20 protein-coding genes and 1 pseudogene are annotated in these 19,293 nt (G+C 64.3%); 11 read left to right on the top strand and 10 right to left on the bottom strand.

Translation table 11 applies throughout. From position 1 onward, the window contains the following. Window positions 1-138: 138 nt before the first annotated feature. Window positions 139-306 (bottom strand): annotated as a pseudogene (locus AC13EY_RS00870) (FKBP-type peptidyl-prolyl cis-trans isomerase); the annotation flags it as partial. 65 nt (window positions 307-371) lie between these two features. On the opposite strand from AC13EY_RS00870, the gene AC13EY_RS00875 reads away from it, so the two are divergent. The 3 genes from AC13EY_RS00875 to AC13EY_RS00885 all read left to right on the top strand — a co-directional run bounded on the left by AC13EY_RS00875 (window position 372) and on the right by AC13EY_RS00885 (window position 2,319). Then, complete coding sequence (locus tag AC13EY_RS00875) at window positions 372-950, top strand: DNA-3-methyladenine glycosylase I (protein WP_335599619.1); 579 nt, start codon at window positions 372-374, stop codon at window positions 948-950. A 68-nt stretch (window positions 951-1,018) separates the two neighbouring features. Next, on the top strand, window positions 1,019-1,906 hold the full coding sequence (locus tag AC13EY_RS00880) for a lysophospholipid acyltransferase (RefSeq protein WP_285676984.1): 888 nt from the start codon (window positions 1,019-1,021) through the stop codon (window positions 1,904-1,906). A gap of 95 nt (window positions 1,907-2,001) precedes the next feature. Continuing rightward, the gene (locus AC13EY_RS00885) at window positions 2,002-2,319 is read left to right on the top strand and encodes a PilZ domain-containing protein (RefSeq protein ID WP_088275915.1); all 318 of its coding nucleotides are present in this window, start codon (window positions 2,002-2,004) and stop codon (window positions 2,317-2,319) included. On the opposite strand, the gene AC13EY_RS00890 is transcribed toward AC13EY_RS00885, so the two are convergent. Genes AC13EY_RS00890 through def form a run of 5 tightly spaced genes read right to left on the bottom strand, consistent with a single transcriptional unit; the run spans window position 2,276 to window position 7,960 of the window. After that, entirely contained in the window at window positions 2,276-3,724 is a 1,449-nt protein-coding gene (locus tag AC13EY_RS00890) for a TrkH family potassium uptake protein (protein WP_233048586.1), read from the bottom strand. The two genes, AC13EY_RS00885 and AC13EY_RS00890, sit on opposite strands and share 44 nt — an antisense overlap. Window positions 3,725-3,737: 13 nt before the next feature. Beyond that, the gene (trkA, locus tag AC13EY_RS00895) at window positions 3,738-5,111 is read right to left on the bottom strand and encodes a Trk system potassium transporter TrkA (RefSeq protein ID WP_228246033.1); all 1,374 of its coding nucleotides are present in this window, start codon (window positions 5,109-5,111) and stop codon (window positions 3,738-3,740) included. Then, window positions 5,108-6,442 carry a 16S rRNA (cytosine(967)-C(5))-methyltransferase RsmB gene (gene rsmB / locus AC13EY_RS00900; protein ID WP_335599620.1) on the bottom strand — a complete coding sequence of 445 codons (1,335 nt, stop codon included), beginning with the start codon at window positions 6,440-6,442 and terminating at the stop codon, window positions 5,108-5,110. The genes trkA and rsmB overlap by 4 nt, the downstream gene beginning before the upstream one ends. Beyond that, window positions 6,439-7,392 (bottom strand): methionyl-tRNA formyltransferase, encoded by a 954-nt coding sequence (gene fmt / locus AC13EY_RS00905; RefSeq protein ID WP_335599621.1) that lies wholly within the window; start codon window positions 7,390-7,392, stop codon window positions 6,439-6,441. The genes rsmB and fmt overlap by 4 nt, the downstream gene beginning before the upstream one ends. Window positions 7,393-7,447: 55 nt before the next feature. Further along, on the bottom strand, window positions 7,448-7,960 hold the full coding sequence (gene def / locus AC13EY_RS00910; RefSeq protein ID WP_269688368.1) for a peptide deformylase: 513 nt from the start codon (window positions 7,958-7,960) through the stop codon (window positions 7,448-7,450). Window positions 7,961-8,099: 139 nt separating this feature from the next. Here def and AC13EY_RS00915 point away from each other — a divergent pair, with 139 nt between their 5' ends. The 5 genes from AC13EY_RS00915 to aroE all read left to right on the top strand — a co-directional run bounded on the left by AC13EY_RS00915 (window position 8,100) and on the right by aroE (window position 12,695). Further along, a complete protein-coding gene (locus AC13EY_RS00915; RefSeq protein WP_335599622.1) occupies window positions 8,100-9,125 on the top strand; it encodes a LysM peptidoglycan-binding domain-containing protein in 1,026 nt (341 codons plus the stop codon). 78 nt (window positions 9,126-9,203) lie between these two features. Continuing rightward, window positions 9,204-10,316, top strand: coding sequence for a DNA-processing protein DprA (dprA, locus tag AC13EY_RS00920; protein ID WP_335599623.1), 1,113 nt, complete (start codon window positions 9,204-9,206; stop codon window positions 10,314-10,316). A 53-nt stretch (window positions 10,317-10,369) separates the two neighbouring features. Then, a complete protein-coding gene (gene tsaC, locus AC13EY_RS00925; protein ID WP_228246038.1) occupies window positions 10,370-10,927 on the top strand; it encodes an L-threonylcarbamoyladenylate synthase type 1 TsaC in 558 nt (185 codons plus the stop codon). 20 nt (window positions 10,928-10,947) lie between these two features. Further along, complete coding sequence (gene hemF / locus AC13EY_RS00930) at window positions 10,948-11,883, top strand: oxygen-dependent coproporphyrinogen oxidase (RefSeq protein ID WP_335599624.1); 936 nt, start codon at window positions 10,948-10,950, stop codon at window positions 11,881-11,883. Further along, window positions 11,883-12,695 carry a shikimate dehydrogenase gene (aroE, locus tag AC13EY_RS00935; protein WP_335599625.1) on the top strand — a complete coding sequence of 271 codons (813 nt, stop codon included), beginning with the start codon at window positions 11,883-11,885 and terminating at the stop codon, window positions 12,693-12,695. Before hemF ends, aroE begins: the two co-directional genes overlap by 1 nt. Here aroE and trpA read toward each other — a convergent pair. Genes trpA through trpB form a run of 3 tightly spaced genes read right to left on the bottom strand, consistent with a single transcriptional unit; the run spans window position 12,686 to window position 14,828 of the window. Then, a complete protein-coding gene (gene trpA, locus AC13EY_RS00940; protein WP_335599626.1) occupies window positions 12,686-13,477 on the bottom strand; it encodes a tryptophan synthase subunit alpha in 792 nt (263 codons plus the stop codon). The two genes, aroE and trpA, sit on opposite strands and share 10 nt — an antisense overlap. Beyond that, entirely contained in the window at window positions 13,474-13,632 is a 159-nt protein-coding gene (locus AC13EY_RS00945; RefSeq protein ID WP_335599627.1) for a hypothetical protein, read from the bottom strand. Before AC13EY_RS00945 ends, trpA begins: the two co-directional genes overlap by 4 nt. Beyond that, window positions 13,629-14,828 carry a tryptophan synthase subunit beta gene (trpB, locus tag AC13EY_RS00950; protein WP_335599628.1) on the bottom strand — a complete coding sequence of 400 codons (1,200 nt, stop codon included), beginning with the start codon at window positions 14,826-14,828 and terminating at the stop codon, window positions 13,629-13,631. The genes AC13EY_RS00945 and trpB overlap by 4 nt, the downstream gene beginning before the upstream one ends. A gap of 99 nt (window positions 14,829-14,927) precedes the next feature. Here trpB and AC13EY_RS00955 point away from each other — a divergent pair, with 99 nt between their 5' ends. Continuing rightward, window positions 14,928-15,824, top strand: coding sequence for a LysR family transcriptional regulator (locus tag AC13EY_RS00955; RefSeq protein WP_335599629.1), 897 nt, complete (start codon window positions 14,928-14,930; stop codon window positions 15,822-15,824). After that, window positions 15,821-16,861, top strand: a complete 1,041-nt coding sequence (locus AC13EY_RS00960) for an aminopeptidase (protein ID WP_482875859.1) — start codon at window positions 15,821-15,823, stop codon at window positions 16,859-16,861. The genes AC13EY_RS00955 and AC13EY_RS00960 overlap by 4 nt, the downstream gene beginning before the upstream one ends. A 112-nt stretch (window positions 16,862-16,973) precedes the next feature. Here the strand turns inward: AC13EY_RS00960 and AC13EY_RS00965 are convergent, their stop codons facing one another. Next, window positions 16,974-17,870, bottom strand: coding sequence for a LysR family transcriptional regulator (locus AC13EY_RS00965; protein ID WP_335599631.1), 897 nt, complete (start codon window positions 17,868-17,870; stop codon window positions 16,974-16,976). 98 nt (window positions 17,871-17,968) lie between these two features. Between AC13EY_RS00965 and AC13EY_RS00970 the strand changes: the two genes are divergently transcribed. Continuing rightward, window positions 17,969-18,979, top strand: a complete 1,011-nt coding sequence (locus tag AC13EY_RS00970; RefSeq protein WP_335599632.1) for a zinc-binding alcohol dehydrogenase family protein — start codon at window positions 17,969-17,971, stop codon at window positions 18,977-18,979. Window positions 18,980-19,293: the final 314 nt, after the last annotated feature.

Below are 19,293 nucleotides of genomic sequence, written 5' to 3' on the forward strand. Positions count from 1 at the left end.
GCACGCTGGTCGGGCAATACTCGAAACTGGCAACCCGTAGGCAGCGTTTGGCTGAATCCAGAGAAGGAAACGACCGTTATCCATGTGCATAGTGAACTAGAAGCAGCATGACTCATGTTCCAACTACATTGACAGACGCCGACCGGTGCCAATGACGCACTGGAAGGGCCGACCGCGCTGGTGGGACGAATCGAATACGGTGCCGTCCTCGAGGGTGCCGGTGTAGTGGGTGGTGATCAGCGCGCCCTTGACGCACTCCTTGCCCTCGCCCAGGGTCAGGTCGATGATTTGCAACTGGTCGCTCATGTGGTTCTCCGTGGGCGAATACAAGATGGGTTTTGGCGAGTATAACCCCCGAATTGGAGCAAGGCATGAACCCGACGGACCCGGTACGCTGTGGATGGTGCAGTGATGACCCTGTGTATCAACGCTATCACGACGAAGAATGGGGCGTGCCCTGCCGGGATGCCGGCAGCCTGTTCGAGATGCTCATGCTGGAGGGCTTTCAGGCCGGGTTGTCGTGGATCACGGTGCTGCGCAAGCGTGAGCGCTATCGGCAGGTGTATCGCGACTTCGATATCGCCTTTATGGCCAACCAGAGTGATGACGAGCTGCAGGCGCTGCTACAGGACCCGGGCATCATCCGCAATCGGCTCAAGGTATACGGCGCCCGGCGTAATGCGCGAGCGTGGCAACGGTTGTGTGCCGAGCAGGATCCGGTCGACTGGCTCTGGCAGTTCGTCGGCGGCCAGCCGCTGATCCGTCATGCGGCTACCCTGAGCGAGATTCCAGCACAGACCGCCGAGGCGAAGGCGATGAGCAAGGCGTTGCAGAAGGCCAACTTTACCTTCGTCGGGCCGACCATCTGCTATGCATTCATGCAGGCGACCGGGATGGTCATGGATCACACTACCGATTGCCACTGCTACCCGGCCCTGGCTGCAGGCTGACCCGGGTTCTCGCCCTGACCGCCCGTGCGGCTTACAATGGCCGCTGATTCATTGTCCGGAGCATTGCCGTGGAGCGGTTGAAAGGCGCCCTCATCGTTGGATTTCTCAGGCTGTTTGCCCTGTTGCCCTTTGGCGTCGCGCAGCGTCTTGGCGCGTTCGCGGGCTGGCTGATGTGGAAGCTGCCGAACCGCTCGCGTGACGTCACCCGGATCAATCTCAGTCACTGCATGCCGGAATTGGGCGAGGCCGAGCTGAATGATCTGGTCCGCCGAACGCTGCTTGATACCGGCCGCAGTTTTGCCGAGAGCGCTTGCGCCTGGATGTGGTCACCGCACAAGACGGTCGGACTGATCAGGGAAGTCGAAGGGGAGCATTTGCTCTCCGAAGCACTGGCAGCCGGCAAGGGCGTGGTCGCGATTACCAGCCACCTGGGTAACTGGGAAGTACTCAACCACTGGTACTGCCTGCGCGCCAAGCCCATCATCTTCTACCGCCCGCCCAAGCAGAAGGCGGTTGATGACCTGCTCAAGCGCCAGCGCACCCAGCTGGGCAACAAGGTCGCCGCGTCGACCCGTGAGGGCATCATCAGTGTCATGCGCGAAGTGCGTCGCGGTGGCGCGGTGGGTATTCCGGCCGATCCGGAGCCGGCGCTCAAGAGCGGTGTGTTCGTTCCGTTCTTCGCAACCCAGGCACTGACCAGCAAGTTTGTCCCCAACCTGCTCAAGGGCAGCGAGGCACGTGCCTTGTTTTTCCATTGTGTACGGCTGCCCGACAACAGTGGTTTCAAGGTGATTCTGGAGGCGGCGCCAGAGGCGCTTTACAGTCAGGACGAGTACGAGGCCGTGGCCTGCATGAGCGCCGTGATTGAGCGCTATGTGCGCCGTTGGCCCAGCCAGTACATGTGGAGTATGAAGCGGTTCAAAAAACGGCCTGCCGGGGAAAAACGCTGGTATTAAAGTGATGGCCAGCCTGTGCTAGGGTGCACAGGTTGCTGCGGTGCAGGCCTGGCCTGTTGCAGATGGGTGCAATACGACTGATGTGGGGGTAAGGGATGGCCAACCAACGACAACATCCGCGAACACAGATGAAGGCGCAGATCCGCATCTGGCACCAGTCCTTTGGCGATATTCTGGCGTACACCCGAGACCTGTCAGACGGTGGGGTCTTCGTCGAACACCCGCTGATGGGAGAGCTGAGCAACGGTGACGAAGTCACCGGGCAGGTTCAGGGGATGCCCTTTGAGGCACCTGTTCTGCGCATGCAGGTGCAGCGAGCGGTCCCCGGTGAAGGTGCCGGCATGGCCTTTCTTGGCGAGGCTGACGAGGTCAGCGACGCCAGAACATCGGCGACAGCAGCACCAGCAGAGTAAAGACCTCAAGGCGGCCCAGCAGCATGGCGAAACTCAGCACCCATTTCACCCCGCTTTCCAGATTGCCGTAGTGCACCGCAACCTCGCCCAGGCCCGGGCCGAGGTTGTTGATGCACGCCGTCAGCGCCGAGAACGCGGTGACAAAGTCCAGACCGGTTCCGAGCAGGATCAGGAACAGCATCGCGAAGGCAAAGACGTACACCGCGCAAAACCCCCACACCGCCTCCACCACCCGATCAGGCACCGGGCTGTCGCCCAGCTTGACCGGGAAAACCCCGTGCGGGTGCAGCAGTCGTTTGATCTCCCGCGATCCCTGCTTGTACAGCAGCAGCACACGAATCACCTTCATGCCGCCACCGGTCGAGCCGGCACAGGCGCCGATAAAGCTGGCGTAGAGCAACAGATACGGCAGCAGGGTTGGCCAGGTCGAAAAGTCGGTCACCCCGAAGCCGGTGGTGGTAGCAATCGAAACGGTTTCGAATGCGGCAAAGCGCACCGAAGTCCAGACATCATGGTGCTGGTAATGCACCAGCACGGCGAAACAGATGATGAACAGTGCCAGCAGGATCAGCACGTAGGCGCGGCACTCCGGGTCCTGCCAGTAGTTCTTCAGCGAGCGGTAGCGCCAGGCGAGAAAGTGCAGGGCGAAGTTGATGCCGGAAATCAGCATGAACAGGATGCAGATCGACTCGATCAGCGGGCTGTTGTAGTAGCCGATGCTGGCGTCGTGGGTGGAGAACCCGCCGATGGCGACGGTGGAGAAGCTGTGACCGATGGCGTTGAACAGGTCCATGCCGGCGGCCCAGTAGGCCAGTGCACAGGCAACGGTCAGGCCGGCGTAGATATACCAGAGCACCTTGGCCGTCTCGGCGATGCGCGGGGTCAGCTTGTTTTCCTTCAGCGGCCCCGGCATCTCGGCGCGGTACAGCTGCATCCCGCCAACACCCAGCATCGGCAGGATCGCCACCGCCAGCACGATGATCCCCATACCGCCAAACCATTGCAGCTGCTGGCGGTAATAGAGCAGCGCCCGTGGCAGGGTATCCAGCCCGGTGATTACGGTGGCGCCGGTGGTAGTCAGGCCGGAGAAAGACTCGAACACCGCATCGGCCACGGTCAGGTCAGGTGTTTCCAGCAACCACAGCGGCACCGCACCGAACAGGCCGAGGACCAGCCAGAACAGAACGGTAATCAGGTAGCCATCGCGGGTGCGCAGCTCGTTGCGTCGGCCACGCACCGGTAGCCAGATCAGGGTACCGGCAATCAGGGTGATGACGAAACCGCTGAGGAAGGCGTTCATCGCCTCCTCGTGGTAGTACCAGCCAACACCTGCCGCCGGCAGCATGCTGGTGGAAAAGAGCATCAGCAAAATGCCGATGATGCGCTGTATCTGTGGATACTGCATGCTGCGAGGCGCCTCAGAAGAAAGTCAGGCCGACCTGGAACAGACGCTCCACATCGCGGATATATTTCTTGTCGATCACGAACAGGATGACATGGTCATCGGATTCGATCACGGTCGAGTCGTGGGCAATCAGCACCTCGTCGTCGCGGACGATGGCGCCGATAGTGGTACCCGGCGGCAGATCAATCTGACCGATCGACTTGCCGACCACCTTGGAAGAGCGTGCGTCGCCGTGGGCAACTGCCTCGATGGCTTCTGCCGCGCCGCGGCGCAGCGAGTAGACGTTGACGATGTCACCCCGGCGCACGTGGGTCAGCAGGGTGCCGATGGTTGCCTGCGAGGGTGAGATGGCAATATCGATCTCGCCGCCCTGCACCAGGTCGACGTAGGCCGGGTTGTTGATCAGCGTCATCACCTTGCGCGCGCCGAGGCGCTTGGCCAGCATCGAGGACATGATGTTGGCTTCGTCGTCGTTGGTAATGGCGCAGAAGATGTCGACGTCTTCGATATTCTCTTCGATCAGCAGCTCGCGGTCCGACGCGCTGCCGTGCAGTACCACGGTACGGTCCAGGGTCTGCGACAAATAGTCTGCTCGGGTCTTGCTGGCTTCGATGATCTTGACCTGATAGCGGCTCTCGATGGCTTCGGCCAGCCGCTCGCCGATATTGCCGCCACCGGCAATGACCACGCGCTTGTGGGTCTTCTCGACCCGTCGCAGCTCGCTCATCACCGCCCGGATATCGCGGGTGGCAGCGATAAAGAACACCTCGTCGTCAGCCTCGATGATGGTATCGCCCTTGGGAATGATCGGGCGGTCCTTGCGGAAAATCGCCGCTACCCGGGTGTCGACACCGGGCATGTGCTGGCGCAGAAAGCGTAGTTCCTGGCCGACCAGCGGGCCGCCGTAGTAGGCGCGCACGGCGACCAGCTGGGCCTTGCCCTCGGCAAAATCGAGCACCTGCAGCGCACCGGGGTTCTCGATCAGCCGTTTGACGTAATTGGTAACTACCTGCTCCGGGCTGATCAATACGTCGATCGGCACCGCCTCGTTATGGAACAGACCGCCGCGTGTCAGGTAGGCGGATTCCCGTACGCGGGCGATCTTGGTCGGCGTCCGGAACAGGGTGTAGGCCACCTGGCAGGCGATCATGTTGGTCTCGTCACTGCTGGTAACCGCAATCAGCATGTCGGCATCATCGGCGCCGGCCTGACGCAGCACGGTCGGGAAGGAGCCCTTGCCCTGCACCGTGCGGATATCCAGCCGGTCACCTAGCTCGCGCAGGCGCGCGGTGTCGGTGTCGATCACGGTGATGTCGTTGGCTTCACTGGCCAGCTGCGCTGCCAGACTGCCGCCGACCTGACCGGCACCGAGAATGATGATCTTCATGCCGCAGACTCCCTGTTCTTCTGTTGCGGGCTGGCGCTGAGTTTGATCAGGCGGGCCAGATAAAATCCGTCGTGGCCATCGGCCTGCGGCAGCAGCTGGCGGCCGCACGGCTGTGCAACCCCGTAGTCACCGCCGATATCCAGCAGCCGTGCCCCGGGCTCGCGGGCGAGGAAGGCCTCGATCACGCGGGTATTCTCGTCCGGCAGTACCGAGCAGGTGGCAAAGACCAGAATGCCGCCCACCTCCAGCGTAGGCCAGAGCGCGTCCAGCAGCTCGCCCTGCAGCGCAGCCAGCGGGGCAATATCGGCCGAGGTGCGGGTCAGCTTGATATCCGGGTGGCGCCGGATCACCCCGGTGGCCGAACACGGGGCATCCAGCAGGATACGCTGGAAGGGCGTGCCATCCCACCACTGATCGACAGCGCGGCCGTCGGCGGCGATCAGTGTGGCGTTCAGGCGCAAGCGGTCGAGGTTCTCCTCTACCCGCTTCAATCGCGCCGGCTCCAGATCAAGCGCGACTACTTCGCTCAGATCCGCCTGTTGTTCGAGAATCTGGCAGGTCTTGCCGCCAGGGGCGCAGCAGGCATCCAGCACCCGCAACCCCGGCTTGAGGTCCAGCAGTGGCGCGGCCAGCTGGGCGGCTTCGTCCTGCACGCTGACCAGCCCGTCGGCAAAGCCCGGCAGCAGGCTGACGTCGCAGGGCGTCGCGAGCTGAATGCCGACGGCACTGAACGGGCACGCACTGGCGCCAATACCTGCGTCCGCCAATTGCTGCAGATAAGCGTCGCGGCTCAGGCGGCGTTGATTGACCCGCAGGGTCATCGGCGGATGCAGGTTGTTGGCGCTGGTGATGGCATCGAGCTGATCCGGCCAGGCGCGTTGCAGGCGCTTGTACAGCCAGCCGGGATGGGCACAACGCTGGGAGGGTGACTTGTCGACCGCAGCCAGCAGCGCCTCGCCCTCACGCTGAACCCGGCGCAGCACCGCGTTGAGCAGGCCCTTGGCCCAGGGCTTGTCGAGGCTGACCGCCGCGTTGACGGTTTCGGCGATGGCCGCATGGGCCGGAATGCGCAGATACAGCAGTTGATACAGGCCAACCAGCAGCAGCGCGTGCAGGTCCTGATCCGTCGGCTTCATCGGCTTGTTCAGCAGTTCGCGGGCCAGCCCTTCCAGGCGGTTGTACCAGCGCGCCGTGCCGAAGGCCAGCTCCTGCACCAGACCCTGATCGCGCGGCGCGACGGCCTTGAGTTGCGCCGGCAGACTGCCGCCGAGCGAAGCCTTGCCGGCCAGCACGGCGGCCAGGGCGCGGGCGGCTGCCGCGCGGGCATTCACTGACCGTTACCCAGCACAAGCCCGGGCGCAAACTGATCGCGACGGGCGTTATACAGATCGGCAAAGGCCAGCGGCTTGCCGCCGGGCAGCTGCAGCCGGGTCAGGCGCAGCGCGCCCTCGCCGCAGGCTACCAGCAGCCCTCGCTTCTCGCAGGCCAGCACCTGACCGGGCGTGCCCTGCCCGTCCGCCAGCTCGGCGGCCCAGACCTTGAGCGGCTTGCCGTCAAGCTGGGCGTGGGCCAGCGGCCACGGATTGAAGGCGCGGATCAGGCAGTCCAGTTCGCTGGCCGGACGCTGCCAGTCAATCGCCGAGACCTGCTTGTTCAGCTTGTGGGCGTAGGTCGCCAGGGCGTCGTCCTGCACTTCGCCCTGCAGGGTTCCGGCAGCCAGACCTTCGATTGCCTGGATTACCGCCGGTGGGCCCAGTTCGGCCAGCCGGTCGTGCAAACTGCCGCCGGTGTCTTCGCTGCTGATCGGGGTGCTGACCTTGAGCAGCATCGGTCCGGTGTCCAGCCCGGCTTCCATCTGCATCACGGTCACGCCGGTTTCGCGGTCACCCGCTTCGATCGCGCGCTGAATCGGCGCCGCGCCGCGCCAGCGCGGCAGCAGCGAGGCATGGCTGTTGATGCAGCCCAGGCGGGGAATATCCAGTACTGCCTGCGGCAGGATCAGACCGTAGGCTACCACTACCAGCAGATCGGGCCTGAGGTCGGCCAGCGCCTGCTGGTCTGCCGGGTCACGCAGCCGTTCAGGTTGCATTACCGGCAGGCCATGCTCGAGCGCGAGTGTCTTGACCGCACTCATCGCCAGTTTCTGGCCGCGGCCGGCGGGCCGGTCGGGCTGCGTGTAGACGGCCACGATATTCAGCCCGGCATCAATCAGCGCATGCAGATGGGCGGCGGCAAAGTCCGGTGTTCCGGCAAAAACGATACGTAGGTCGGTCGGCTTCATGGGAGTCCGTAAAGAAAAGGCTTGCCGAAGCAAGCCTTGTTATTCCGCTGGCAAATCAGGCCTGAGCCTGGCTGCGATGGATTTTCTCCAGTTTCTTGCGAATGCGGTCACGCTTGAGGTTGGACAGGTAATCCACAAACAGCTTACCGTTCAGGTGGTCGCACTCGTGCTGGATACAGACGGCAAGCAGACCCTCATAGACCTCGTCGAACGGGTTGCCGTCACGATCAAGTGCCCTGACCCTGACCCGCTCCGGGCGTTCTACGTTCTCGTAGAATCCTGGCACCGACAGACAGCCTTCCTGCATTTGCTCAAGGTCGTCGGTCAGTGGCTCCAGCTCGGGATTGATGAATACGCGTGGCTCGGACCTGTCCTCGGACAGATCAATGACGACGACCCGCTCGTGTACATTGACCTGCGTTGCGGCAAGGCCGATACCGGGCGCGTCGTACATGGTCTCGAACATATCGTCGACGAGCTGCTGGATTCTGGCGTCCACGGCGGTGACCGGCTTGGCTATGGTCCGTAGCCGCGGGTCGGGAAACTCCAGTATGTTGAGAATAGCCATAGGGGTTTGTACCGCTTTGTCTGGAACAAATCTAAATTGTGCTGCTAAGATTATGAGCAGCTTGGAAATAAAGCGGGTCTGGCGTGTGGGAGCACGATTCGACCTGGATGCTGGCCTCTATAATAAAGGGATTCGTGTCATGAGGAAAACACTACTCGGCCTCGTGTTGCTCGCGGCGAGCGTATGGGTGCAGGCGCAAGAGTCTGTTCTCAGGGAGGATCACCCGGACAGCTACACCGTGGTCAAGGGCGACACGCTATGGGATATCTCCGGGCGCTTTCTCAGCCTGCCCTGGAAATGGCCGGAAATCTGGCATGCCAACCCGCAGATTGCCAACCCCCACCTGATCTATCCGGGCGATATCATTTCGCTGGTGTACATTGATGGCCAGCCGCGGTTGATGCTCAACCGTGGTAACGGCGGCACCATCAAGCTGTCGCCGCAGGCGCGGGTCAAACCGATCGCCGAGGCGATCCCGTCCATCCCGCTGGATGCCATCAACGCGTTCCTGCGTGCAGGCCGGGTAGTCGAAGATGAAGCCACCATCGAGATGGCGCCCTACATCATCGGCGGTGAGGCGGAAAGCGTGGTGCTGGGTGCGGGCAGCAAGGTTTACGCCCGTGGCGACTTTTCCGGCAATGTGCCGGCTTACGAGATCTATCGCCGTGGCAAGACTTACGTCAATCCCGAAACCGGCGAGCTGCTGGGCATTCACCTGCAGGAAATCGGCAACGGTAATGTAGCGGCAGTCGAAGACGATATCGCGACCGTCAACGTGACCCGCAGCCGTCAGGAAGTGCTGGTCAATGACCGTCTGCTGGAGTCCGAAGAGCGCGCGGTTGCGTCGACCTTCTTCCCCAGCGAGCCGAGTCAGGAAATCAACGGCCTGATCATGGACGTGCCCAACGGCGTGACCCAGATCGGTCAGTATGACGTGGTGCTGCTCGACAAGGGCGAGCGCGACGGTCTGGAGGTTGGCAACGTGCTGGCCATCTACAAGCGCGGCGAGATCGTTCGTGACCGCGTGCGCAACGAGCGAGTGCAATTGCCCGCCGAGCGTGCCGGCCTGCTGATGGTGTTCCGCGTGTACAACAAGATGAGCTACGGCATCGTGTTGCAGGCCAGCCGTCAGATGGCGATTCTCGACGAGATTCGTAACCCCTGACGGGGAATGCACTGCCAAGGCCGCCTTCGGGCGGCCTTGTTGTTTCAACTGTTGGCCCTTTCTGATCAAGGATGATCCATGCTTACCGACCTGTCCGCCGAGCGGCAGGCCTGGTTGGAGCTGATGCTGCTCGACGGTGTTGGCCCCCGCTTTTTCCAGCGCTTGCGCTCGCATGCCGTCTCCCCGTCCGATTTCATGGCCGCCGATCTGTGCGCATTGGCCGATCTTGGTGTCCCACCGGCTGTGCTGACCAGCCTGCGACGCTGGCGCGCGGGTGATCCTGTGCTGCGCGAGCGGCTCGCCCTGGCGCTTGACTGGCAGCAGCAGGATGGCTGCCATCTGCTGTTTCTGGATGATCCGGACTACCCGCCGCTGCTGGCGTCGATCAGCGACCCGCCGCCGCTGCTGTTTGTACGCGGCCGGATCGAGGTGCTGCATGACCCGCAGATTGCCATGGTCGGCACCCGCCATCCGAGCCCGCTGGGTGCGGAAACCGCCCGGCAGTTTGCCCGCGAGTTTTGCCGCGCCGGGCTGACGGTCACCAGCGGCATGGCACTGGGTGTGGATGGCGCCTGCCATCAGGGCGTACTGGATGCCGGCGGTCAGACGGTTGCGGTCTGGGGTACGGGTCTTGAGCGGTGCTATCCGCGCCGGCACCGCAAGTTGGCCGAGGCGATTGTCGACGCCGGCGGGGCGCTGGTCTCCGAGCTGTGGCCTGACAGCGAGCCGCATCCGGCCCAGTTTCCACGGCGTAATCGCATCATCAGCGGTTTGAGTCTGGGTACGCTGGTGGTCGAGGCCAGCCTCAACAGCGGCTCATTGATCACCGCGCGCATGGCACTGGAGCAGAACCGCGAGGTGTTTGCCATGCCCGGCTCGATTCACAATGTACAGGCCCGTGGTTGCCACCGCTTGCTGCGTGAAGGGGCCTGCCTGGTTGAGCAGGTTCAGGACGTGCTGGATGCCCTGAAAATACCGCTTGCCACAGCGCTTGAGGCGGCTGAAAAGCAGGTTACAGACGCGCCCGACTCACCGCTATGGCGCTGGCTGGGGTTTGATCCGGTTAGCCCCGACTGGCTGGCCCAGCACTCCGGGCTGGGTATGTCCGAGGTGCTGCAGCAACTGCTGGAGCTGGAACTGGCAGGGCAGGTGCTGGTGGCCGCCGGTGGCTATTGTCGCCGCCAGCCTTGAGTGCCGGGCCGGGCTCGGCTACTGTCGCAGCAATCAACCGAGGTGGAGTTCACATGCTGGCAAACTGGCGCATTACCCGTCTGAATCGCTTGCTGCAGGCCGGCGGCGTGATTGCCTATCCGACCGAGGGCGTCTGGGGGCTGGGCTGCAACCCCTGGAACGGCGCGGCGGTGGAGCGGCTGCTCAACCTCAAGCAACGTCCTGTGCACAAGGGCCTGATTCTGATTGCTGGTGAAATTGAGCAGTTCGACTTCCTGCTCTGGGATTTGCCGGACGGCCAGTTGGCCAAGCTGCGGCTGTCCTGGCCGGGGCCGAATACCTGGCTGGTGCCGCATCAGGGCCGTCTGCCCGCATGGATCACCGGTGCCCACGATACCGTCGCCCTGCGGGTAACCACGCACCCCATCGTGCGCCAGCTGTGCGCTGTCGCCGGGCCGCTGGTGTCGACCTCGGCCAATCCGGCTGGCCGCCCTTCGGCGCGTTCGCGGTTGCGGGTTGAGCAGTATTTTCACGGCGAACTGGACGCCATTGTCCCCGGTGCGTTGGGTGGCGCGCGTAATCCCAGTATCATTCGCGATCTGCAAACCGACCAAGTCATACGCGGCGCCTGAGCCGCCCGGAGAGATTCCACGTGAAACAGGACCAACCCAGCGCCGCCGATGTTGCCGCGGTAAAAGCCTATCTGATGGATCTGCAGGACCGTATCTGCACCGCCCTGGCGGCGGCAGACGGACGCGAGCAGTTCATTGAGGACGCCTGGGAGCGGCCCGGTGGCGGCGGTGGCCGCTCGCGGATCATTACCGACGGTGCGCTGCTGGAAAAGGGCGGTGTCGGCTTCTCTCACGTCTTTGGTGACGGCATGCCGCCCTCGGCTACCGCGCACCGCCCCGAGCTGGCGGGTCGTCACTTCCAGGCCATGGGCGTGTCGCTGGTAATGCACCCGGAAAACCCCTTCGTGCCGACCTCGCACGCCAACGTGCGGTTCTTTATCGCCGAGAAAGACGGCGCCGATCCGGTCTGGTGGTTTGGTGGCGGCTTCGATCTGACGCCCTACTACGCCAACGAAGAAGACTGCGTGCATTGGCACCGGGTTGCCCGTGACGCCTGCGCACCCTTCGGTGACGACGTCTATCCGCGCTACAAAAAATGGTGCGATGAATACTTCTACCTCAAGCACCGAGGCGAGGCCCGCGGTATCGGCGGCCTGTTCTTCGATGACCTGAACGAATGGGGCTTCGAGCGCAGTTTTGCCTTCATGCGCGCCATTGGCGACGCCTACCTTGAGGCCTATCTGCCGATTCTCGAGCGCCGTCGCAACAGTGCCTGGACGCCCGAACAAAAGCAGTTCCAGGAATTCCGCCGTGGCCGCTACGTCGAGTTCAACCTGGTCTACGACCGCGGCACCCTGTTCGGCCTGCAGACCGGCGGGCGCACCGAGTCGATTCTGATGTCGCTGCCACCGACCGTGCGCTGGGGCTACAACTGGCAGCCCGAGCCGGGCAGCCCGGAAGCCGAGCTGACCGAGCGCTACCTCTCCCCGCGTGACTGGCTGGCAGGAGACGCCTGATGGACCGTTACGCCGTTGTCGGCAACCCGATCGAGCACAGCAAGTCGCCGCTGATCTATGCCATGTTCGCCGAGCAGACCGGTCAGCAGCTGGAGTACGGCAAGCTGCTGGCGCCGCTCGACAACTTCATCGGCAGCGTGCGCGACTTTCTGCGCGAAGGCCGAGGTGTCAATGTCACCGTACCGTTCAAGGAGCAAGCCTGGGCGCTGGTGGATGAACACACCCCGGCGGCCGAGCGCGCCGGCGCGGTCAACACCATCATGCGCCGTGAAGATGGCAGCCTGCTCGGTGACAACACCGACGGTAAGGGCCTAGTGCGCGACATCGAGGTCAACGCCGGGCTGTCGCTGAAAGGTTTGAGTGTGCTGCTGGTCGGTGCCGGCGGTGCCGCTCGCGGGGTAATTCAGCCGCTGCTGGCGGCAGGTCCGCAGCATCTGTGCGTGATCAACCGCACGGTCAGCAAGGCGGAAGAGCTGGCGGCGCTGTTTGTCGATCAGGGGCCGATCGCCGCTGCCGGCCTGCAATGGCTGGTCGAGCCGGTAGACCTGATCATCAATGCGACGTCGGCGAGTCTGGCCGGTGAACTGCCGCCTATTCCCGACAGCCTGATCAAGCCCGGCCACACCTGGTGCTATGACATGATGTACGGCGCCGAAGAGACCCCGTTCAACCGCTGGGCCCGAGAGCGCGGCGCGGCGCGCTGCATCGATGGCCTCGGCATGCTGGTGGAGCAGGCCGCCGAGGCCTTTGCCCTGTGGCGCGGCGTCCGTCCGGACACTGCGCCGGTGCTGGCCGCGTTACGTCAGGCCTGACGCGGCATTGCAGCGGCCAACTCGGCAGTCAGCCCGAGCGCCGCTGCCACGCCGCCCTGCTGCAGCGCCTCGATCAGCGCTGAACCCACCACCACCCCATCGGCGACCTGCGCCAGCGGCGCTGCCTGCTCGGCCCGGCGCACGCCAAAGCCAACGCAGATCGGCACACTGCCCTGCGCGCGAATGCCTTCCAATGCCTGCGCCACCGCGGTGTGATCCGCTGCGCCGACGCCGGTGACGCCGTTGTGCGAGACGTAGTAGAGAAAGCCGCTGGCGTGCTCCAGCACTCTGGGCAGGCGCTGGGCGTCAGTGGTTGGCGTTGCCAGACGAATCATCTGCAGACCGGCGTCGCGCGCTGTCGGGCCCAGTTCGTTGTCGTGCTCGGGCGGTAGGTCGACCACCAGCAGGGCGTCCACACCGGCCTCTGCGGCGTCACGAATAAAGTCCGCACCGCCGTAGCGATGGATCGGGTTGTAGTAACCCATCAGCACCAGCGGCGTGCTCTGGTTCTGTTCGCGGAAACGGCGCACCAGCTCCAGCGTGCGCTGCTGATTCTGCCCACCCTGCAGGGCGCGCAGGGCCGCGGCCTGAATGGTCGGGCCGTCGGCGGTCGGGTCGCTGAACGGCATGCCCAGTTCGATGATATCGGCGCCTGCGGCGGGCAGGCCCTGCAGCAGTTCCAGACTGGTATCGAAGTCCGGATCACCGGCGCAGATGTAGGTCACCAGGGCCGCGCGGTTGTCACGGGCGCAGTCGGCAAAGCGTTGTTCGAGACGGCTCATTGTGCTTCCTCCATCAAACCCGGCAGGCTATGAGAAACTGCCTGCGTTGCACCTGCTGCGTTAAAAACAGGCTCAAAATGCTCATTTATCAGACATAAACTGCGCTTTTTCGCCTGTTTTTGCCTTGCATGTGCTGCCTCGAATACGTTTCTCACAAGCCTGCCTCCAGAATCGTCGGCATATCCTTGTCACCACGGCCGGACAGGCAGACCACCATCAGGTGATCCTTTGGCAGCGTCGGCGCGCGGCGCGCCACTTCGGCCAGCGCGTGCGAGGTTTCCAGCGCCGGGATAATGCCTTCGGTGCGGCAGCAGTTGTGGAAGGCGTCCAGCGCCTGCTGATCGGTTACCGCGACGTATTCGATGCGACCCTGCTCGTGCAACCAGGCGTGTTCGGGGCCAATGCCGGGGTAGTCCAGACCGGCGGAGATCGAGTGGGCGTCGGCAATCTGACCGTCACCGTCTTGCAGCAGGTAGGTGCGATTGCCGTGCAGCACGCCGGGCGTGCCGCCCTTCAGGCTGGCGGCGTGCTTGCCGGTGTCGATGCCGTGACCGGCCGCTTCCACGCCGACCATCTGCACCTCGGGGTAATCGAGGAACGGGTGGAACAGGCCCATGGCGTTGGAGCCACCGCCGATACAGGCGACCAGGCTGTCGGGCAGACGGCCTTCGCGTTCCAGCATCTGCTGGTGCGCCTCGCGGCCGATGATCGCCTGAAAGTCGCGTACCAGCGTCGGGTAGGGGTGCGGACCGGCCACGGTGCCGATCATGTAGAAGGTGTTGTCGACGTTGGTCACCCAGTCGCGCAGCGCCTCGTTCATGGCGTCTTTCAGGGTGCCGGTGCCGGAGGTCACGGGGACGATCTCGGCACCCAGCAGGCGCATGCGGGCGACGTTGTCGCGCTGACGGTGAATGTCGGTCGCGCCCATGTAGACCACGCACTGCAGGCCGAAGCGCGCACACACGGTGGCGGTTGCCACGCCGTGCATGCCGGCGCCGGTTTCGGCGATGATCCGCGGCTTGCCCATGCGGCGGGCCAGCAGGGCCTGGCCGATGCAGTTGTTGATCTTGTGCGCGCCGGTGTGATTCAGCTCCTCGCGCTTGAAGAAGATCTTCGCGCCACCGTACTGCTCGGTGAGCCGTTCGGCGAAATACAGCGGGCTGGGGCGGCCGATGAACTCGGCGTTGAAGCGGTCCAGCTCGGCGATAAACGCGGGCTCGGCGCGGGCCTCGTTGTAGGCCTGTTCCAGCTGCAGCACCAGCGGCATCAGCGACTCGGCGACAAAGCGGCCGCCAAACTGGCCGAACTGCCCGAGGGCGTCGGCTTCACGGCGATAATTATGATTGGGCATGGATAGAACCTCCTGAGCGTTGGACGCAGATTAGGGCAAGCGCAGGCGGGAAAAAATCGATAAGATGGCCGCAACATGTGAGAAAAAGTGACAAGTCCCATGGCCAGAGATCTTCCCTCGCTAAACGCTCTGCGCGCCTTCGAAGCCGCTGCCCGACTGGAAAGCGTGAGTCAGGCGGCAGGCGAACTGCACGTCACCCACGGCGCCGTCAGCCGGCAGATTCGTCAGCTTGAAGACGAGCTCGGCATCGCGCTGTTCAGCAAGGCCGGGCGCGGCATCAGCCTGACCCCGGCCGGTCGCCAGCTGCGCGATGCCTGCCGCGACGCCTTCGACGGGCTGCGCGAGGCGTGCATGGCGCTGCGTCAGGACCAGCAACAGGCGCCCTTCCTGCTGGCCTGTCCGGGCAGCCTGCTGGCGCGCTGGTTTATTCCGCGGCTGGACCGCCTGAACGCCGAACTGCCCGACCTGAACCTGCACCTGTCGGCCTCTGAAGGCGAACTCGACCCGCGCCGCCCCGGCGTCAGCGCCACCCTGCTCTACGCCGAGCCGCCGTGGCCGGCCGACATGCAGGTGTATCCGCTGCGGCAGGAGCGCATCGGCCCGGTGCTCAGTCCGCGCTACGCGGGTGCTGCGCGCCTGCTCGATCAACCGGCCGAGGTGCTGCTCGGCGAAGCGCTGCTGCACACCCGTTCACGGCCTGGCGCCTGGCGTGACTGGGCCGAGCGGCAGGGACTGGATGCGGCTCAATTGCGCAACGGTCAGGGCTTCGAGCACCTGTATTACCTGCTGGAGGCGGCGCTTTCCGGCCTTGGCGTGGCTATCGCGCCGCAGCTGCTGGTTGCGGATGACATCGCCGCCGGCCGCCTGCTCGCGCCCTGGGGCTTTGTCGAGACCCGTCACCAGCTCGGCCTCTGGGTACCGGAGCGCCAGCCCCAGGGCCCGGCGCAGCAACTGGCAGACTGGCTCGGCAAGGCGCTGCAGCAGGCCGACGCATGAAGCGCCTCGCGACCCTTGGCCTCGGCGCCTGCCTGCTCTGGCTGTCCGGCTGCAGCTCGGTTGGCTATCTGTATCAGAGCTGGCAGGGCCAGCGTGCGCTGATGGCCCGCGCCGAGCCCATTGAGCAGCTGATTGCCGACCCGCAGACCGACTCGCAACTGGCCGAGCGCCTGCGCACCGCCAGCCAGATTCGCCGCTACGCAGTCGAGGCGCTGGCCCTGCCGGACAACACCACCTACACCCGCTACGCCGCGCTGCCGGGCCCCTACCCGCTGTGGAATCTGTTTGTCACCGATGAACTGTCGCTGGCGCCGGTGCCGCACTGTTACCCGTTCTTCGGCTGCATCGCCTACAAGGGCTATTTCGACCAGGCCCGCGCCGAGCAAGCCGCCGATGACTGGCGTGCGCGTGGCAAGGACGTCTATGTCGCCGGCATCCCCGCCTACTCGACCCTCGGCTGGTACGACGACCCGCTGTTTAGCTCCATGCTGCACTGGAGCGACGACTATCTCGCCGAGATGCTGTTCCACGAGCTGGCGCACCAGCGTTTTTATGTAAAGGACGACACCGCCTTCAACGAGTCCTATGCCAGCTTTGTCGGCCAGCAGGGCCTGCGCGACTGGCTCGGGGCGCAGGGGCGAGCCGCGCACGACTCGACAGGCCGCGAGCGCGAGCGGGCGTTTATTCAACTGGTGCTGGCCGCTCGCAGCGAGCTGGAAGCCCTGTATCAGAGCACCCAGCCAGACGACGCCAAGCGCAGCGGCAAGGCCGCGATCCTCGCCCGGCTGCGCAGCGATTACGCCAGCCTGCGCGACAGCGAATGGGACGGCGACCAGCGCTTCGACCACTGGTTTGCCGCTGACCTGAACAACGCTCGGTTGTTGCCGTTCGGCCTTTACGACCAGTGGGTGCCGGCGTTTGAGTGCCTGTATCAGCGCAGCAATGGCTGGGCTGACTTTCACCAGCGGGTTGCGGCATTAGGCGCGTTGGAGCCCGAAGCGCGCACCGCCGCGCTGGAGCAGCAGTGCGACGAGTAGCACGTTGTTGTCTCCGCACGTGGCACCGGACGCGACGTGTCGCGTCCCTACGGCAGACCAGGTAGTCTCCTTGCCCAGGGCCACGGCCTGCCGTGGCCGAGTGGCGATCAGATCACAGCTGCTGACAGAACTGCGCCATCGCCTGCGCCAGCTCGCGCAACGCCGGGTTCAGGCGCTGGCGATGAATCAGCAACAGGTGCACGGGCGCCAGTTCGCCCGGCAGCTGTGGCAACAATTGCACCAGCTCGCCCGAGGCGAGTTCGCGGGATACATCCAGATAAGACTTGTACGCCACGCCAAGCCCCCGCAGCGCCCACAGCCGCACCACGTCGCCGTCGTCGCTGATACGCGTACCACGCACCTTGATCTGTGGCTCGCCCGGCAGGTCGAAGTGCCAACGGTCGTGCACCGCGTCCCCCAACCGATAGAGCAGGCAGGCGTGCTGTTGCAGCTCGCTCAGCGAGCCGGGTTTGCCGTGACGGGCCAGATAATCGGGTGAGGCGACCAGCACCCGGCGGTTGTCCGGGGCCAGCGGCAGGGCGATAAAGCGCGAGTCTTCCGGCTGACCGTAGCGCACCGCCAGATCAATCGGCTGCTGGTACAGGTCCGCCACCCGGTCACTCACCTGCATTTCCAGCCGCACCGCCGGGCGCTCGGCCAGATAGTCTTCCAACCAGTCGAGCAGATGGCTGCGCGCCAGGTTGGATGGCAGGGTCAGGCGCAGGGTACCGGTCAGCGCGTGGGCGTCGGCATCCAGCGCCTGTTCGGCGTCGCGCAGGTGCTGCCAGGCTTGGCGGGCATCGGGCAAAAAGCGTTCGCCCGCCTCGCTCAGGCGCAGGCGGCGAGTGGTGCGCTCGAACAGTCGCACGCCCAGCTGCGCTTCCAGCCGCTTGATCGCTGCACTGGCGACCGCCGGCGCCACGTCCAGCTGGCGCGCCGCGGCAGAAAAGCTGCCGGCGTCTACCGTAGTGAGGAACAGCGCCAAGTCGTCGAGTCGTTGGATTTTCATCGTAATCAATAAAGTGATTTGCTTTTGCGCATCTTTTTCTTCGCATCCGCGCAAGTCAAGCTGTACGCAACTGACCGAACAGCCCCGGAGGTACCCGAATGAAAGCGATTGGATACTTTGAAGCTGGCGCGCTGGACCGCGCCGATGCCCTGATTGACCTGGAACTGCCCATGCCCGCCCCCGGCCCGCAGGACTTGCTGGTCAAGGTTGCCGCCGTGTCGGTTAACCCGGTCGACACCAAGATTCGTAGCCGCCGCTCCGCTACTGGCGATACCCCGGAAGTCATCGGCTGGGACGCGGTGGGTGAGGTGGTCAGCTGCGGCGCGTCCGTATCCGGTTTTGCCGCTGGCGACCGGGTTTATTACGCCGGTGCGCTGGAACGGCCCGGCAGCAACGCCGAGTATCAACTGGTCGACGCCCGCATCGCTGCCCTCGCGCCGCTGTCGCTGTCTGCCGCTGAAGCCGCCGCGCTGCCGTTGACCGCGATCACTGCCTGGGAGCTGCTGTTTGATCGGCTGGGTGTGAGTGAGGGCGGCGGTGAAGGCCAGACTCTCTTAGTGGTTGGCGCCGCCGGTGGCGTCGGCTCGATTCTGGTTCAGCTCGCCCGCCAGTTGACCAAACTCACCGTGGTTGCCACCGCTGCCCGCGCCGAGAGCGTGGAGTGGGTCAAGGGCCTGGGTGCGCATCACGTCATCGACCACAGCCAGCCGTTGCTGCCGCAGTTGCAGGCGCTAGGCTTAAAGGACGTCGAACTGATTGCCTCGCTGACCCACACCGATCAGCACTTCCCGCAATACGGCGACTGCATCGCCCCGCAAGGCCGCCTCGGCGTGATCGACGACTTCGGCCCGCTCGACATGAGCGTGCTCAAGCGTAAGTGCGCGTCCTTCCACTGGGAGTTCATGTTCACCCGCAGCATGTTCGAAACCGCTGACATGGTCGAGCAGGGCAAGTTGCTGCAACGGGTCGCCGAACTGGTTGATGCCGGCACCCTGCGCAGCACCTTGGGTGAGCACTACGGCGCGATCAACGCGGCCAATCTTAAGCGCGCGCATGCGTTGCTGGAGAGTGGTAAGGCGCGGGGGAAATTGGTGTTGGAGGGGTTCTAAGGGCGTTGCCTTGCAGGTTGGCCTTCTGGCTTATGCACTAGACATCACTCCCCACACGTCATCCTCGCGAAGGCGAGGATCCATGGGAGTTGGCGGTCATGCCGGTCACTTCGGCGCTGTCTGATCATCCGCTTTTCGCCTTCACGGCGAGCCAAAGGGGGCCGCTTGGCGATCCCCCGGGCACCCGACTACGCGGCCCTTCGGGTTCGCTGCGTTGCTCGGGTTGGCAGGGGCCGGCAGAACTCGGCTCTGCGAGCCTCAAACAGGCTGCCGTCCTATTTCCTGCCAACCCTGCGCTACTCGCCCGCGTAAAC

The sequence above is a fragment of the Halopseudomonas sp. L-58 genome, assembly GCF_056859475.1.